The 14190-nt window shown below is 69.6% G+C and carries 15 protein-coding genes; 7 read left to right on the plus strand and 8 right to left on the minus strand.

What is annotated here, in order from left to right; translation table 11 throughout:
- Positions 1-24 precede the first annotated feature (24 nt).
- Both JOE30_RS03945 and JOE30_RS03950 read left to right on the plus strand, forming a co-directional pair.
- Positions 25-1536 (plus strand): aldehyde dehydrogenase family protein, encoded by a 1512-nt coding sequence (locus tag JOE30_RS03945; protein ID WP_204869473.1) that lies wholly within the window; start codon positions 25-27, stop codon positions 1534-1536.
- A 143-nt stretch (positions 1537-1679) separates the two neighbouring features.
- Positions 1680-1877: an RNA-binding S4 domain-containing protein gene (locus JOE30_RS03950; RefSeq protein ID WP_204870753.1), complete on the plus strand. Its 198-nt coding sequence runs from the start codon at positions 1680-1682 to the stop codon at positions 1875-1877.
- 8 nt (positions 1878-1885) lie between these two features.
- On the opposite strand, the gene rraA is transcribed toward JOE30_RS03950, so the two are convergent.
- Positions 1886-2380, minus strand: coding sequence for a ribonuclease E activity regulator RraA (gene rraA / locus JOE30_RS03955; RefSeq protein WP_204869474.1), 495 nt, complete (start codon positions 2378-2380; stop codon positions 1886-1888).
- A 139-nt stretch (positions 2381-2519) separates the two neighbouring features.
- Here rraA and JOE30_RS03960 point away from each other — a divergent pair, with 139 nt between their 5' ends.
- Positions 2520-2819, plus strand: coding sequence for a DUF6480 family protein (locus JOE30_RS03960; RefSeq protein ID WP_231476342.1), 300 nt, complete (start codon positions 2520-2522; stop codon positions 2817-2819).
- Positions 2820-2879: 60 nt separating this feature from the next.
- On the opposite strand, the gene JOE30_RS03965 is transcribed toward JOE30_RS03960, so the two are convergent.
- Positions 2880-3647 (minus strand): MerR family transcriptional regulator, encoded by a 768-nt coding sequence (locus JOE30_RS03965; protein WP_204869475.1) that lies wholly within the window; start codon positions 3645-3647, stop codon positions 2880-2882.
- A 170-nt stretch (positions 3648-3817) separates the two neighbouring features.
- On the opposite strand from JOE30_RS03965, the gene JOE30_RS03970 reads away from it, so the two are divergent.
- The 3 genes from JOE30_RS03970 (at position 3818) to JOE30_RS03980 (ending at position 7928) form a co-directional block, all read left to right on the plus strand.
- Positions 3818-5362 (plus strand): succinic semialdehyde dehydrogenase, encoded by a 1545-nt coding sequence (locus JOE30_RS03970; RefSeq protein ID WP_204869476.1) that lies wholly within the window; start codon positions 3818-3820, stop codon positions 5360-5362.
- Positions 5363-5487: 125 nt separating this feature from the next.
- Entirely contained in the window at positions 5488-6915 is a 1428-nt protein-coding gene (locus JOE30_RS03975) for a hemolysin family protein (protein WP_204869477.1), read from the plus strand.
- A complete protein-coding gene (locus JOE30_RS03980) occupies positions 6912-7928 on the plus strand; it encodes a hemolysin family protein (RefSeq protein ID WP_204869478.1) in 1017 nt (338 codons plus the stop codon). The genes JOE30_RS03975 and JOE30_RS03980 overlap by 4 nt, the downstream gene beginning before the upstream one ends.
- Here JOE30_RS03980 and JOE30_RS21610 read toward each other — a convergent pair whose 3' ends face one another.
- Genes JOE30_RS21610 through JOE30_RS04005 form a run of 5 tightly spaced genes read right to left on the minus strand, consistent with a single transcriptional unit; the run spans position 7929 to position 11246 of the window.
- The gene (locus JOE30_RS21610) at positions 7929-8864 is read right to left on the minus strand and encodes a CopD family protein (protein ID WP_204869479.1); all 936 of its coding nucleotides are present in this window, start codon (positions 8862-8864) and stop codon (positions 7929-7931) included. It lies immediately after the preceding gene.
- A gap of 3 nt (positions 8865-8867) precedes the next feature.
- Entirely contained in the window at positions 8868-9374 is a 507-nt protein-coding gene (locus tag JOE30_RS03990; protein ID WP_204869480.1) for a copper resistance CopC family protein, read from the minus strand.
- A complete protein-coding gene (locus JOE30_RS03995; RefSeq protein WP_204869481.1) occupies positions 9371-10036 on the minus strand; it encodes a YcnI family protein in 666 nt (221 codons plus the stop codon). The genes JOE30_RS03990 and JOE30_RS03995 overlap by 4 nt, the downstream gene beginning before the upstream one ends.
- A 16-nt stretch (positions 10037-10052) precedes the next feature.
- Entirely contained in the window at positions 10053-10550 is a 498-nt protein-coding gene (locus JOE30_RS04000; RefSeq protein ID WP_204869482.1) for a hypothetical protein, read from the minus strand.
- Between the two features lie 57 nt (positions 10551-10607).
- Positions 10608-11246: a DUF6474 family protein gene (locus tag JOE30_RS04005; protein ID WP_204869483.1), complete on the minus strand. Its 639-nt coding sequence runs from the start codon at positions 11244-11246 to the stop codon at positions 10608-10610.
- 155 nt (positions 11247-11401) lie between these two features.
- Between JOE30_RS04005 and JOE30_RS04010 the strand changes: the two genes are divergently transcribed.
- Positions 11402-13033: a TM0106 family RecB-like putative nuclease gene (locus JOE30_RS04010; protein ID WP_204869484.1), complete on the plus strand. Its 1632-nt coding sequence runs from the start codon at positions 11402-11404 to the stop codon at positions 13031-13033.
- Positions 13034-13350: 317 nt separating this feature from the next.
- Here JOE30_RS04010 and JOE30_RS04015 read toward each other — a convergent pair whose 3' ends face one another.
- Positions 13351-14118: an SDR family NAD(P)-dependent oxidoreductase gene (locus tag JOE30_RS04015; protein ID WP_204869485.1), complete on the minus strand. Its 768-nt coding sequence runs from the start codon at positions 14116-14118 to the stop codon at positions 13351-13353.
- Positions 14119-14190: the final 72 nt, after the last annotated feature.

Genomic DNA, 14190 nt, shown 5'->3' on the forward strand with positions numbered 1-14190 from the left:
ACGACCATCGGAGACAATGAATCCATGACATCGACCGTCGACCTGTCCGCCCGTACGTCCGAGCTGCTTGCCGCAGTCGGGGCCGCGCCGCTCGACCACGACTCCGGCCTGGCCGCGACCAGCCCGATCACCGGTGCGGTGCTGGGCCACGTGCCGCTCACGAGCGACGTGGACTCGGTGATCGCCGCAGCCGCGGACGCCTACCGGTCGTGGTCCCTCGTTCCCGCGCCGGTCCGCGGCGGTCTGGTGCGTGAGCTGGGTGAACTGCTCCGCGAACACAAGGACGCACTCGGTGAGCTGGTGTCCATCGAGGCCGGCAAGATCGTCAGCGAGGGCCTCGGCGAGGTCCAGGAGATGATCGACATCTGCGACTTCGGTGTCGGACTGTCCCGCCAGCTCTACGGCAACACCATCGCCACCGAGCGGCCCGGCCACCGGATGATGGAGCAGTGGCACCCACTCGGTGTCGTCGCCGTGATCACGGCCTTCAACTTCCCGGTCGCGGTGTGGTCGTGGAACACCGTGCTCGCCCTCGTCGCCGGCGACACGGTGGTGTGGAAGCCGTCGGAGAAGACGCCCGTCACCGCGGTGGCCGTGCAGGCCCTGTTCGAGGAGGCCGCACGCCGCGCCGGGGTGTCGCCGGCGGTGGCGCAACTCGTCGTCGGTGATCGCGCTGTCGGTGAGACGCTGGTCGACGATTCGCGCATCGCGCTGGTCTCCGCCACCGGGTCGACCCGCATGGGCCGCGAGGTGGGCCCCCGCGTCGCGGCACGGTTCGGCCGCGCGCTCCTCGAACTCGGCGGCAACAACGCCGCGATCGTCTGTCCGAGCGCCGATCTCGACCTGACCGTCCGCGGCCTGGTGTTCTCCGCGGCCGGCACGGCCGGTCAACGGTGCACGTCCCTGCGCCGCGTCATCGTCCACGAGTCCGTCGCCGACACCCTCGTCGACCGACTGGGTACCGCGTACTCGTCGTTGCCCGTCGGGTCGCCGCTCGACTCGTCGACGCTGGTCGGCCCGCTGATCGACGAGGCCGCGCACGACGGGTACGTCGACGCGTTGGAGCGTGCGCGGAAGGACGGCGGCACCGTCGTCGCGGGTGGTGAGCGGGTGCGGGTGCCGGGCGCCGAGGACGGTGTCTACGTCCAGCCGGCCATCGTGCGGATGCCCGCGCAGACCGACGTGGTGCGCCGTGAGACGTTCGCGCCCATCCTGTACGTCATGACCTACAGCGATCTGGACGAGGCCATCGCCCTCCACAACGACGTGCCGCAGGGGTTGTCGTCGTCGATCTTCACGACCGACCTGCGCGAGGCGGAACGCTTCCTGTCGGCGGCGGGATCGGACTGCGGCATCGCGAACGTGAACATCGGCCCGTCGGGCGCGGAGATCGGCGGCGCGTTCGGCGGCGAGAAGGAGACCGGTGGCGGGCGCGAATCGGGCAGCGACGCCTGGAAGTCCTACATGCGACGCACCACCAACACCGTCAACTACAGCTCGGAGCTGCCGCTCGCCCAGGGGGTGACGTTCCTGTGACTGCGGGGAGGCCGGAGGCCGGCCGGGATCACGCGGGGAGGCCGGAGGCCGGCCGGGATAACGCGGGGAGGCCGGAGGCCGGCCGGGATCACGCGGGAAGGCCGGAGGCCGGCCGGGATCACAGCAGCGATCGAACGGTCGAGATCCGCGACGAGGTGATCAGGCTGGGACAGTTCCTCAAGCTGGCCGACCTCATCGAGTCGGGTTCCGAGGCGAAGGCCGTCATCGCGGACGGCCTCGTCGAGGTGAACGGGGAGACCGAACTGCGCCGGGGACGTCAGCTCCGTGTGGGCGACACCGTCACCGTCGGCGGGGTGTCTGCCCGGGTCGCTCAGGCCTGAGCTGCCCGTCAGTCCTGGGTCGGGAGGGGCTGCGCCGTGACGACGACACCGTCGTCGTCGCTGTAGACGAACTCGCCGGGGATGAAGGTGACCCCACCGAACTCGACTGTGACGTTCTTCTCACCGGACCCGGTCTGCGTGCTCTTGCGCGGATTGGTGCCCAGGGCCTTCACTCCGATGGCGAGGGTCGTCAGAATCGCCGAGTCGCGCACTGCGCCGTTGACGATGACACCCGCCCACCCGTTGTCCACACCGCGCCCGGCGATGATGTCGCCGACGAGGGCGGTGTGGACACTGGCGTCGCCGTCCACCACCAGGACTCCGCCGTTGCCGGGCTCCGACAACGTCTGCTTGACCAGCAGGTTGTCCTGGAAACAGCGAATGGTCGTGATGCGTCCGCAGAACTCCCGCACGGCCCCGAGCTGACGGAACTGCGTGTCGCAGCTCCGGATGTCCGGCCCGATGGTGTCGGCGAGATCGGCGGTCGCGATGAAGGTGCTCATGGCGTCACAGGCTAGCGGCAGTCCTTCGGCCCGTCGGGTCACGCCGTCGGGGACACCCGCCGGGCCGGTGCCAGGTGCGGCGCCCGTTCGGCCCCTCGAGGTCGATTGGACGGTGCAGGTCGGGGGAACCCGCACGGTCATGAGTACAAGTCACGACGGCAACGACGGTCACACCGGTGACGAGACTGCGCGCGACGCCACCCGAGAGGACCACCCCATGTCCGGCCAGAATCCCGATCCCGCAGAGACTGCAGGGCTCGAGCCCGGTGGCAGCATCGTGCCGGGTGACACGCCGCCGGACTCCACGTCGGCCGCGGGTCCCAACCACGAACCGCCTCAGCGCACTCGGACACCCGCGATCGTGTTCCTGGTCGCGGTCGGCGTCGTCGTGGTGTTGATCGTTCTCGGTGTCGTCGGCAGGATCGCGGGCCTCGTCTAGAGCCCCGAGAGAACCGACCGCGGAGCACGAGGCCGTTCGGCCTCGTGCTCCGCGCTCGTGTCAGGCCTCGTGCTCGCGGGCGTTCGCTCCGACGACGGCGACGATCCACTCCGCCAGCCCGGCTGCCCGCCCGTCGTAGTGCGCGCGGAACCGCTCGTCGGCGGTGTACGTCCCGGCCACGCAGACGTGCATCGCGTGATCGCAATCGTAGAAGCGATCGATCGACGCTCGGTGGCGTTCGGCGAGAGCGTTCGCCTCGTCCGAACCGGGCTCCACGCCGCGGAGCATCGCCGCCGCGAGATCGGCCTCGAGCTGGTCGGTGTCGGCCTTGATCACACGCCAGTCGTCGGCCGACATCGCCGCGGTGCGCTCCGTGCTCTGCGCCCACGCGTCGGTGGTTCCCCAGCGCTCACGGGCCTCGTCCTCGTATTTCTCGCCGGTCCAGTCGTCGCCCCAGATCTCGCGTTGCTCGGCCGGTGTCAGGTTGGTACCCATCGTCTTCCTCTCGATCACGGTGTCCACGGCGTTCGCCATGGCGGTCAGGTGAGCGATGCGCTGATCGAGCAGGGTGCGCTGCCGTCGGAGATGCTCGAGCGGGTCCGCGGCGGGATCGTCGAGAATCTCCTTGATCTCGGTCAGCGGGAACCCGAGTTCGCGATAGGTCAGCACGGAGTACAGGCGCTCCACGTCCTGCGAGGAGTAGGTGCGGTACCCCGCAGGAGACCTGCCTCCGGGCACCACCAGCCCCACCGCGTCGTAGTGGTGCAGGGTGCGCACGCTGACGTCTGCCAGCGCGGCGACCTGTCCCACGGTCAGTGCATCGTTCACACCGGTCACTGTCGTGCCTCCCGTTGCGTGAGGGTCAAGCACAATCTTCGCCCTGTCCACCGAGGCGCCCGGTCAGGGGCTGTGTCCGAGCGCACTCCTGGCGTACCGTGTCGATACCGACGGTGTATCCGTCAATCGCCGTCACACTCATCCGCCACTGGGAGATACGCATGTCAGCGCCGACCGCAGACACGTTCACACGACTCGTCGCCCTCGCCTCGGTGGCACCGGGCCGGGACACGAAGCCCGTCATCGAGGTGTTCACCGGCCGCGAGATGGCGACCATCCCCGTCGGTACCCGCGACGACGTGCTGGCGGCGAACGACAAGGTTCGCGCAGCCCAGAAGCGGTGGGCGACGACGTCCATCGCCGATCGAGCGAAGATCCTCCACAGGTACCGCGATCTCGTGTTGAAGCACCGGGCGTCGCTCATCGACCTGGCGCAGGCGGAGACCGGGAAGTCCCGGTCCGCCGCCCAGGAGGAGGTCCTCGACATCGCGATGACGGCGCGGCACTACGCGCGGGTCTCCGGCGAACTGCTGAAGAGCAAGCGCGTCAAGGGCATGCTTCCCGTGCTGACCAAGACGCAGGTCAACTACCAGCCCAAGGGCATCGTCGGCATCATCTCGCCATGGAACTACCCGATGACCCTCGCGGTGTCCGACGCCATTCCGGCCCTGATGGCCGGCAACGGCATCGTGCTGAAGCCGGACAGCCAGACGCCGTACTGCGCACTCGCGTGCGTCGAGCTGCTCTACCAGGCCGGTCTGCCCCGCGACCTCTTCGCCGTGGTTCCCGGCCCCGGATCGGTGGTCGGCACCGCCATCGTCGACACCTCCGACTACCTGATGTTCACGGGATCCACCGCCACCGGCCAGCTGCTCGCCGAGCAGACCGGTCGGCGACTCATCGGGTTCTCCGCCGAGCTCGGCGGCAAGAACGCCATGATCGTCGCCGCCGGCGCCAAGATCCCCGAGGTGGTCGACGCGGCCGTCCGTGCCTGCTTCTCCAATTCCGGTCAGCTCTGTATCTCCATCGAGCGCATCTATGTCGAGAAGTCGATCGCCGACAAGTTCACCGCCGCGTTCGGTGAGCGGGTGCGTCGCATGACGCTGGCCGCCACGTACGAGTTCGGGGTCGAGATGGGCAGCCTCATCTCGGAGGACCAGGTCAAGGCCATCTCCAACCACGTCGACGACGCCAAGGTGAAGGGTGCGACCGTGGTCGCCGGCGGCAAGGCACGCCCCGACATCGGCCCGCTGTTCTACGAGCCCACCGTGCTCACCGGCGTCACCGACGACATGGAGTGCTGGGGTGCCGAGACGTTCGGCCCCCTCGTCTCCATCTACCCCGTCGCCGATGTCGACGAGGCCGTCGAGCGGGCCAACGCCACCGAGTACGGACTCAACGCCAGTGTGTGGGCGAAGACGAAGGCGCAGGGCGAGGCCATCGCCGCGCGCCTGCATGCCGGCACCGTGAACGTGGACGAGGGGTACGCGCCGACCTGGGGAAGCACGGGTGCGCCGATGGGCGGCATGGGTGTCTCGGGCGTCGGTCGTCGACACGGACCGGACGGCGTCCTGAAGTACACCGAGTCGCAGACCGTCTCCACGACGCGCCTGATCAACCTCGGTGGACGACGCCTGCCCCCGAAGCTCTGGGCGAAGACGTTGCCGATCTTCATCCGGGCGCTGAAGTACGTGCCGGGACGGTAGCGGCGCGCGTCCGGTAGAATCGGGCGAAACACCCGCAGCGACAGAGGACGAATGGACAGCGACAAACCCGGGCCGGTCATGGCCCCCCTCGTATCGACCGATGCGACCAGGGCGGTGACCGGCACATGAGCGAGTTGTTGACGCTTCTCCTCGGCATCGTCGTCGTCGTCGGAATCACCGCCGGCACAGGCTATTTCGTGGCCCAGGAATTCGCCTACATGACCGTGGACCGGTCGAGGCTCGAAGCGCGCTCGAAGGCGGGTGACACCGTTGCCGCGCGCACCCTGGCCGTCACGAAGCGCACGTCCTTCATGCTCTCGGGCGCTCAGTTGGGTATCACCGTCACCGGCCTGCTCGTCGGTAACTTCGCCGAGCCGCTCATCGGACAGTCCCTCGGGACCCTGCTCGGCGGCGTCGGCATTCCCAGCGGTGTCGGACTCGCCGTCGGTGCGGTGACGGCGTTGGTGGTCTCGACGTTCGTGCAGATGCTCTTCGGCGAGCTGTTCCCCAAGAACTTCGCCATCGCGCGCCCCGAACCCGTCGCCCGATGGCTCTCGCTGTCGACGACGATCTACCTCAAGCTGTTCGGCTGGCTCATCCGCATCTTCGACGCCTCGTCGAACGCGCTGTTGAAGGCACTGAAGATCGAGCCGGTCCACGACGTCGAACACTCGGCGACCCCGCGTGACCTCGAGCACATCGTGGCCGAGAGCCGGGGCACCGGTGACCTGCCCGAGGAGCTGTCCACACTGCTCGACCGCATCCTCGACTTCCCCACCCAGACCACGGGGCACGCGATGATCCCGCGCGCGAAGGTGGCGACGGTGCGTTCCGAGTCCACCATCGCCGAGGTGCGTGCCCTCATGAGCGTCGAGCACTCGCGGTATCCGGTGCTCCACGCCGACGACTCGATCGAGGGCGTCGTGCACCTGCGCGACGTGCTCGCCACCGACCTGCCCGGCGACACACCGGTCGCCGTGCTGTCCCGCGACGCACTGGTGCTTCCCGAGACCCAGATGCTCCCCGACGCCATGGGGGAGCTGCGCGCGTCGAAGAACCAACTCGCCTGTGTCATCGACGAATACGGCTCCTTCACCGGTGTCGTCACCATCGAGGACCTGGCTGAGGAGCTGGTCGGCGAGATCACCGACGAGCACGACGACGCCGACGGCGCGGAACCCGTGCCCGGCGACGACGGTGTGTGGACGGTGGCCGGCGACGTCCACCTCGACGAGGTGGAACGCGCGCTGGGACACGAACTTCCGGAGGGCGACATCGAGACCATCGCCGGACTGGCGATCAGCGTCCACGGATCGCTTCCCGAGGTCGGCGACGCCATCGAACTCGCACTGCCCCTCGACCCCGGTGATCTCGCGACCGACGCCGAACCGCCCCGACGGTTCCTCGTCATGAGGATCCTGGAGATCGACAACCACGTGCCGTCGTCGGTCACGCTCGAGGTCGTCGAGCGCGACGAGAAGGCCGGAGGCCGGCCGGAATCGGACACGGCCTCGGACGAGTCGACCGACGTCGAGACGGAGAATGCGCTGTGAGCAACCCCCTGGTGTTCCTCGTCGTGACCGTCGGCCTGATCGCGCTCAGCGCCTTCTTCGTCGCCGTCGAGTTCGCGCTCCTCGCCGCCAAGCGGCACCGGCTCGAGGACGCGGCGGCCGACTCGCGGTCGGCGCGCGCCGCGCTGCGCAGTTCCACCGAGCTCACGGTGCTGCTCGCCGGCTCGCAGCTGGGTATCACGTTGTGCACGTTGGCACTCGGTGCGTTCACCAAACCGGCCGTGCACTACTGGCTCCGGCCGCTGTTCGAGTCCCTCGGGCTGCCCTACTGGGCATCCGACGTGCTCGGCTTCGTCCTGGCCCTGATCATCGTGACCTTCCTGCACCTGGTCGTCGGTGAGATGGCTCCCAAGTCGTGGGCCATCGCGCATCCCGAGAAGTCGGCCACGATGCTGGCGATCCCGATGCGCGTGTTCATGTTCTTCACCCGCCCGATCCTGTTGGCGCTCAACGGAATGGCAAATGCACTGCTGCGCCGGGCCGGTGTCACGCCGGCCGATCAGGTGATGTCGGGCCAGAACCCCGACGATCTCGAGGCGCTGGTCGCGCACTCGGTGAGTGTCGGATCGCTGGACAAGGGCTACTCGGATCAGATCTCGAGTGCGCTGGAACTGCAGAAGCTCACGGTGGCCGACCTCGTGCGCATCGATTCCGAGCCCACTGCGGTGCCGACGACGGCGACGGTCGCCGACGTGCGGGCGGCGTCGCTGCGCACGGGGCACCTGCGCATCCTGGTGCGGAACGGCGCCGACGTCATCGGTCTGGTCCACGTGCGGGACACGTTGCAGGCGGAGGACTCCCGCTCGGTGGACGACTTCGTGCGCCCGGCCTTCGAGCTCGACGCCGCCGTACCCGTGTACGTCGCGCTCGCAGAGATGCGGGAGACCCGCAACCATCTCGCGGTGGTGCGCGAGGGCGGTGCGGTGGTCGGTGTCATCACCATGTCGGACGTGCTCGTCCGGTTGCTGCCCAGTGCGGACCCGCTGCCCGCGTGATCAGGCCGTGGTCGCCAGTGCGGCGGCCACGCCGAACGCCACGGCCATGGCCGCGGTCTCGACGACGGCACGTCGGGTCGAGACCGCGGCGTCCGTGGTGTGGGCACCGATGACGCTCACCCACGTGCGTCGTCGCCACCACCCGCCGATCACCAGCGCGGCCAGCAGGACCGTCTTGAGCAGGATCAGCCGCCCGTAGTCGGTGCCGACCAGGTCGGTCACCGAGGCGAGCCGCACGGCGGCGTTGACGACACCGGTGACACCGACGGCGACCACACACCACAGCGCGGCCGCCGAGTAGCGCGGGAGCAGATCTGCCCAGGCCGTCCGTGACCGCAGGGTCACGGCCATCGCGACGAGCAATCCCAGCCACACCGATGCCGCCACCACGTGCACGGCGACGAGCAGCGCGCCGACGGGCTGCTGCGCCATGTGGCCGGTCATCGGGCGAGCGATGAGGGCGACGGCGGTGGGGACGACCACGACGATGCCGGACACGTCCAGATCGGTGCGGAGAGCCGTGGCCGCCAGCACGGCCATGGCGAGGGCGACGACCACGACCGCGGTGCCGATCCGCCCGTTCGCGATGTTCTGCACGTAGTCGGAGAACGTGCCCAGTGACACCGCGGTGGCGCTGACGGCATCGGACCGCGCAGCCCCCAGCACCAGCAGCGTGACCTCGGCGACGGCCCACCACGCGGCGGCGACCAGCGCGCCGCGCCACGCGATGTGGTCGTCGACGTGCCGGGAATCGCGGGTCCACAGGATCAGCAGACCGAACCCGAGCACCACGGCACCGGCGACGTCGGCACCGGTCCGCACGAGGGAATCGAGCGGAAGGTCGGAGGGCGCCAGTACGAGGGCGGCGATCACTCCGAACAGTGCGGCCGGAACGACGGCGAGCGGTGACCACCGCGCCGTCGTCGTTCCGGCCACGACTCAGTTCTTCTTCCGCAGAGCGAACGCGAGACCGCCGAGGAACACCACCGCGGCGGCGACCAGGAACGGCCAGAGCGGCACACCGCCCCCCGACTCGGTCGTGGACGCGCCGGCGTCGGCCGCGGGACCGGGAGTCCCGGTGCCGGCCGTCGTCAGCTCGAACGTCCGGGTACCGCTCACGGGGTGGCCGTCGGCGGACGTGACGCGGAACGCGATGGTGTACGTGCCCGTCGGCCCGAGCTCCCGGAGGTCCACCGCGACTGTGGAACCCGACACCCGCGGGTCACCGTCGGACCACAGGTTGCCGTCGGGACCGACGACGGTCAGCGAGGCGAACTGCGACTGCACTGCCTCGTTGAACGTCACCGTCGCCTCCGCCGGACCCTGATCGACGGAACTCTCGTTCTCGGGGGAGCTGGACACCACCACCGAGTGCGCGGACGCCGTCGACGTGCCGAGCAGCAGCGCCGCAGCGAGGGCGAGCAGCAGAGCGAGGAGCCGTCTCACGAGCGTCGGCTCCGCACCGTGGCGCCGATCCCGAGTGCGGCACCGAGTGCTCCGAGAACCAGGCCGATCCCGCCCAGCCACCGGGCGGTGGTGTCGGACGACGACGCGGAGGCCTCGGTGGTCGAGGACGCTGCCGACATCGTGGGACTGCTGTGATGATCGCCGCCGCCCGCGGCGAGTTCGAGTGTGGGAGCGGGAAGTTCGGGCTCGGTACCGTCCTCCGGTGTCGGCTGGTCCCAGTTCACGACCTTGCCGTCACTGTAGGTCTGGCGAGCCGGGAAGGACACGCTCTCCTCGTCCGGCAGGGGGCCGGCGGAGAGCAGGAACTGCTCGAACTGTCCGGGCCCGACACCGGGGTTGCCGGGATCCGCCGTCCAGGTGACCGAGGTGGCCAGTTCGTCCGCCGAGCGTTCGACGACGGCTGTCCAGCCGGGCATGGGCTGCGTGCGGGCCGAGGTGAGACCGGGCAGCTCGACGGTGACGGAGGTGGTGGACGCTGCCTCCGACTCGGTCGGCACCCGGAAGGTGAGGACGCCGTATCCGCCCTGTGCCGCGTCCGGAGCGGACACGACGACGTGGGCGGACGCCAGCCCGGCGGAGGCGAGGAGGGCGGCGGCGGTGAGGACACTCGTGCCCAGGGCACGCGTGGAGAAGCTGGTCATGACAGATGTCTTCCGTTCAGGTGAGGGAGTACCGCGGTGAGAGTGGCTGCACGAGCACCTGCGGTGGTCCTCTCCTGGAGACGGCGGACAGAGCGGGAACCGGGACCGGCCGATCGAGCGGCGCGGTGGCGGCGACGGGTCGCGGGCGGCGCGGCGGCGAGAACTCGAGCCGGGGTGCACGCAGCACGGAGGTGATCGCGACGAACAGCCGCTCGGACGAGGCGACGAGGACGGCGCCGATCCCGACGGCGACGGCGTGCGCCGCCACCATGGGCGCGTCGAGCGGGTGAGCGTGTTCCGCGACGGCGGCCAACGCCTCGTGCGCGACGACCTGTCCGCCCACGAGCCACAGCAGGATCGGGAGGGGGCCGGTGCGGGCGGTCCCGACACCGGCGGCGAGTACGCCGGCACCGACGGCGACGGCGAGCAGCAGGGACAGCGCGGACGAGGTGGGTACGCCACCACCGCCCACACCGTGCGCGGCGACGGCGAGCGTGGCCGTGAGTGCTCCCACGGCACCGCCACGCCAGACACGCGTGCGCTCGGTCCCCATCGTCGACTCAGGCAGGAATCAGCGCACGCCGAGGCGCGCGAGGATGTCGGCCTCGATGCCGTCGAGCTCGTCGGAGATGGCACCGTGGGCCAGCTTGCGGCGCGACGGCGGCATCTGCTCGGCGGCGTGCACTGCGGTGGTGAGCTCGGTCAGGCGCGACCGGATCGCGTCTGCGAAGGTGCCCGTCTCGGCGTCCTCGTGCGACGCGGCGACCTCGGCGACGGAGCGCTCGGCACCGACGATGCGAGCGCTGAGCTTCGCGCCGTGCCCGGTGTACTGGCCGAGCTCCTTGACGTCGACGCCGATGCGGCCGGCGCGGTACTGGTCGAGCTGACCCCGCAGGAGAGTCGCCACGCGATACGCGATCGGCACCAGGACGGGGGCCAGCACGCGACCGATGCCGACGTACTTGCGCACCTTCGCCGCGTTGATCTTGCCCTCGCGCGCGGCCTTCTCCCGAGCGGCCAGGGCCTTGATGTGCGCCTCGTCGACCTTCTGTTGGCTGGTCAGCGCTTTGGCGTCGTTCTTCGCCAGCTTCTTCAGATGCTTGCGTTCGTTCCGGGCGGTGTACTTCGCCTCGAGGCCCGCCTTGTGGCGCAGGGCCTTGGCCTCGGCCTTCCGGGTCGCACGGCGAGAACGCTTCTTGCGCAGAGCCATGGTGTACGTGCCCCTATCGTGTCCGACTTCGTCGCCAGAACGCTCCGACCGGATGACCGACGAGCGCCTGAATGCCTGCTGCCGCCAGCCTATCGGTCCCCTCCGGGTGCGCTGCATCCGCGTGAGGTGTCGGCCCGTGGATCTACGCTGCGAGAATGTCCCACGTCGTGCCGCCCCCCGCTCCGGCGTCCGGCCCCTCCGTGCTGATCGACGCGTCGTCGCTCACCCGGTGCCGCCACCGCGTGTATCTCGACACCGCCTACCGCTCCCTGCTCGTCGGCACCGCGGAGGACACGGGTGTGCAGTTGCGCCGCGAAGCGGCCGCCGCGTACCGAGCCGAGATCCGGGACACCCTGGTCGCCGCGGATCCGCAGTCGTGGGTGGTGGTCTCCCCGTCGATGTCGCGCTCGATGCAGGTCCGCGCCACCCGTGCGGCGTGCGAGTCCGGTGTCGAGCGCATCTGGAACGCCACCTTCGCCGACGACGAGGATGCCGGTCGGCGTGGTCGGTGCGACATGCTGGTGCGCGATCCGGACGGCGGGTACATCCCGGTACTGGTGGTCAATCACAAGGTCACCGATCCGGGCAGCGGCGCGGTGACCACCCCGTTCACGTCGTGGGCCCCCGCTCTCGATCCCACGCGCAAGGTGCGACCGCAGCTGCGGGACCAGTTGGCGGCCGTGCACGTGCATCGGCTCCTGGGCCGCATCGGTCAGGCCGGGGTGTCCGCGCGAGCCGGTGTCATCGGCTTCGGTGCCGAGGTGATGCTCGTACACGATCTGACGGCGGTCGAGACGGAGTACGACACCCGCTTCGGTGACCGACTGGCCATCGCGTCGGGTTCGGTCGTCACGTCGCCGTCCAAGGTGTCGGAGTGTCGGTCCTGTCCGTGGTGGTCCGAGTGCGGCGAGACCCTGCGGCGCACGCGGGACGTCTCGCTGGTGGCGGCGGGGTCGCGAGCGGACGCCCTGCGGTCCGCGGGCATCGTCACCATCGACGACCTGGCGGACTGGACGGGCGGCGTGCCCGACGAGTGGCCGCACGGCGACTTCGACGAGACGGTGGTCATCGCGCGCGCGTGGATCGCCGACCTGCCGCTCGTCCGACGCCGCGACACCGTGACGGTCCAGCGGGCGGACGTCGAGGTGGACGTCGACATGGAGAGCTACCAGGAACACGGCGCCTACATGTGGGGAACGCTCCTCGACCGGCGGGACGGTGCCGAGCCGCAGTACCGCGCCTTCGTGACGTGGGAACCGGTTCCCACCATGGACGAGGCGCGCTCGTTCGGCGAGTTCTGGTCCTGGATGCAGGGCGTGCGCGCGGACGCGCACGCGGCGGGCCTGTCGTTCGCGGCCTACTGCTACTCGCGCGCCGCGGAGGACAAGTGGCTGCTGGGATCCGCGCGCCGGTTCGCCGGCATGCCCGGCGTCCCCACCGAGGCCGAGGTGCGGGAGTTCATCGACGGGCCGGACTGGGTCGACATCTACATCGCGGTGTCCCAGAACTTCGTGTGTCCGTCGGGCAAGGGTCTGAAGAAGGTCGCACCGGTCGCGGGTTTCCACTGGCGGGACGACGAGGCGGGCGGCGAGGCGTCGATGGCTTGGTACCGCCGCGCGGTGGGATATGACGGAGACGTCGACGCGTCGCAACGCACGCGGTTGCTCGAGTACAACGAGGACGACGTGCAGGCCACCCGCGCGCTGCGGGTCTGGATGGACGGGGCGGCCGCGCGGGAGATTCCCACAGCGGAGGAGCTCGGCGGAAGTTCCTCTGTAACGAAGTGAAACGCTCGCCCCGGCGTGGAACGAAGTGAAACGCTCGCCCCGGCGTGGAACGAAGTGAAACGCTCGCCCCGGCGTGGAACGAAGTGAAACGCTCGCCCCGGCGTGGAACGAAGTGAAACGCTCGCCCCGGCGTGGAACGAAGTGAAACGCTCGCCCCGGCGTGGAACGAAGTGAAACGCTCGCCCCGGCGTGGAACGAAGTGAAACGCTCGCCATCGCTACCAGTCGGGGGTTGGCAGCGATGACGAGCGTCTCGAGATGTGATTCGTCCCAGTACCCGGTGTGGATGGGTGGTGACGAAAAACTTTTCTCGACCAGTTACCGCGGTGCCATCCGGAGTGCGCCGTCCATGCGGATGGTCTCGCCGTTGAGGTAGTCGTGCTCGACGATCATCTGTGCGAGCTGCGCGTACTCGGTGGGCTGAGCGAGTCGGGACGGGAACGGGACGCCCGCCTCGAGGCCGGCGCGGTACTCCGGGGTGACGCCGGCGAGCATCGGGGTGTCGACGATGCCGGGGGCGATGGTGTTGACGCGGATGCCCACCTGGGCGAGGTCGCGCGCCGCGGGGACGGTCATGCCGTGCACGCCGCCCTTGGACGCGGAGTAGGCGATCTGGCCGATCTGGCCCTCGAATGCGGCCACCGACGCGGTGTTGATGATGACGCCGCGCTGCCCGGCCTCGTCGACGGTCGGCAGCGTCTGCATGTGATCGGCCGCCAGACGCATGACGTTGAAGGTGCCGAGCAGGTTGATGGTGATGACCGTGCGGAAGAGCTCGAGATCGTGCACGCCCTTCTTGGAGAGAATGCGTCCCGCCCAGCCCACTCCGGCGCAGTTGACGACGATGCGCAGCGGGATCCCGGCCTCGCCGATCTGCGCGAGGGCGGCCCGTACCTCCTCGTCGCTGGTGACATCGGCGGCGATGAGCGTCACGCCGTCCGGCACGGAGTCACCGGCCTTGTCGATCGACTGCTGCAGGTCGAGGCCGAAGACGGTGACGCCGTTGTCGGCGAAACGCTTCGCCGTGGCCGCGCCGAGCCCCGATGCGCCGCCGGTGACCAATGCTGCTGTTCCCGCGATCTCCACTGCCGTGTCCTCTCGTTCGACGGCCGACTCGGTTACCGGCCGCTCACTGAAACGAACCCTAGTCGGTGGGTG

This window comes from Rhodococcus sp. PvP016, from assembly GCF_017832185.1.
In the GTDB taxonomy this organism is placed as follows: domain Bacteria; phylum Actinomycetota; class Actinomycetes; order Mycobacteriales; family Mycobacteriaceae; genus Rhodococcoides.

Excerpts from the sequence above, each read along its gene's own strand:
- JOE30_RS04005 (WP_204869483.1), bottom strand. The coding sequence starts at position 11,246 with ATGGCTCTGCGCAAGAAGCGTTCTCGCCGTGCGACCCGGAAGGCCGAG.
- rraA (WP_204869474.1), bottom strand. The coding sequence starts at position 2,380 with ATGAGCACCTTCATCGCGACCGCCGATCTCGCCGACACCATCGGGCCG.
- JOE30_RS03970 (WP_204869476.1), top strand. The coding sequence starts at position 3,818 with ATGTCAGCGCCGACCGCAGACACGTTCACACGACTCGTCGCCCTCGCC.
- JOE30_RS04010 (WP_204869484.1), top strand. The coding sequence starts at position 11,402 with ATGTCCCACGTCGTGCCGCCCCCCGCTCCGGCGTCCGGCCCCTCCGTG.
- JOE30_RS03975 (WP_204869477.1), top strand. The coding sequence starts at position 5,488 with ATGAGCGAGTTGTTGACGCTTCTCCTCGGCATCGTCGTCGTCGTCGGA.
- JOE30_RS03945 (WP_204869473.1), top strand. The coding sequence starts at position 25 with ATGACATCGACCGTCGACCTGTCCGCCCGTACGTCCGAGCTGCTTGCC.
- JOE30_RS03995 (WP_204869481.1), bottom strand. The coding sequence starts at position 10,036 with ATGACCAGCTTCTCCACGCGTGCCCTGGGCACGAGTGTCCTCACCGCC.
- JOE30_RS03960 (WP_231476342.1), top strand. The coding sequence starts at position 2,520 with ATGAGTACAAGTCACGACGGCAACGACGGTCACACCGGTGACGAGACT.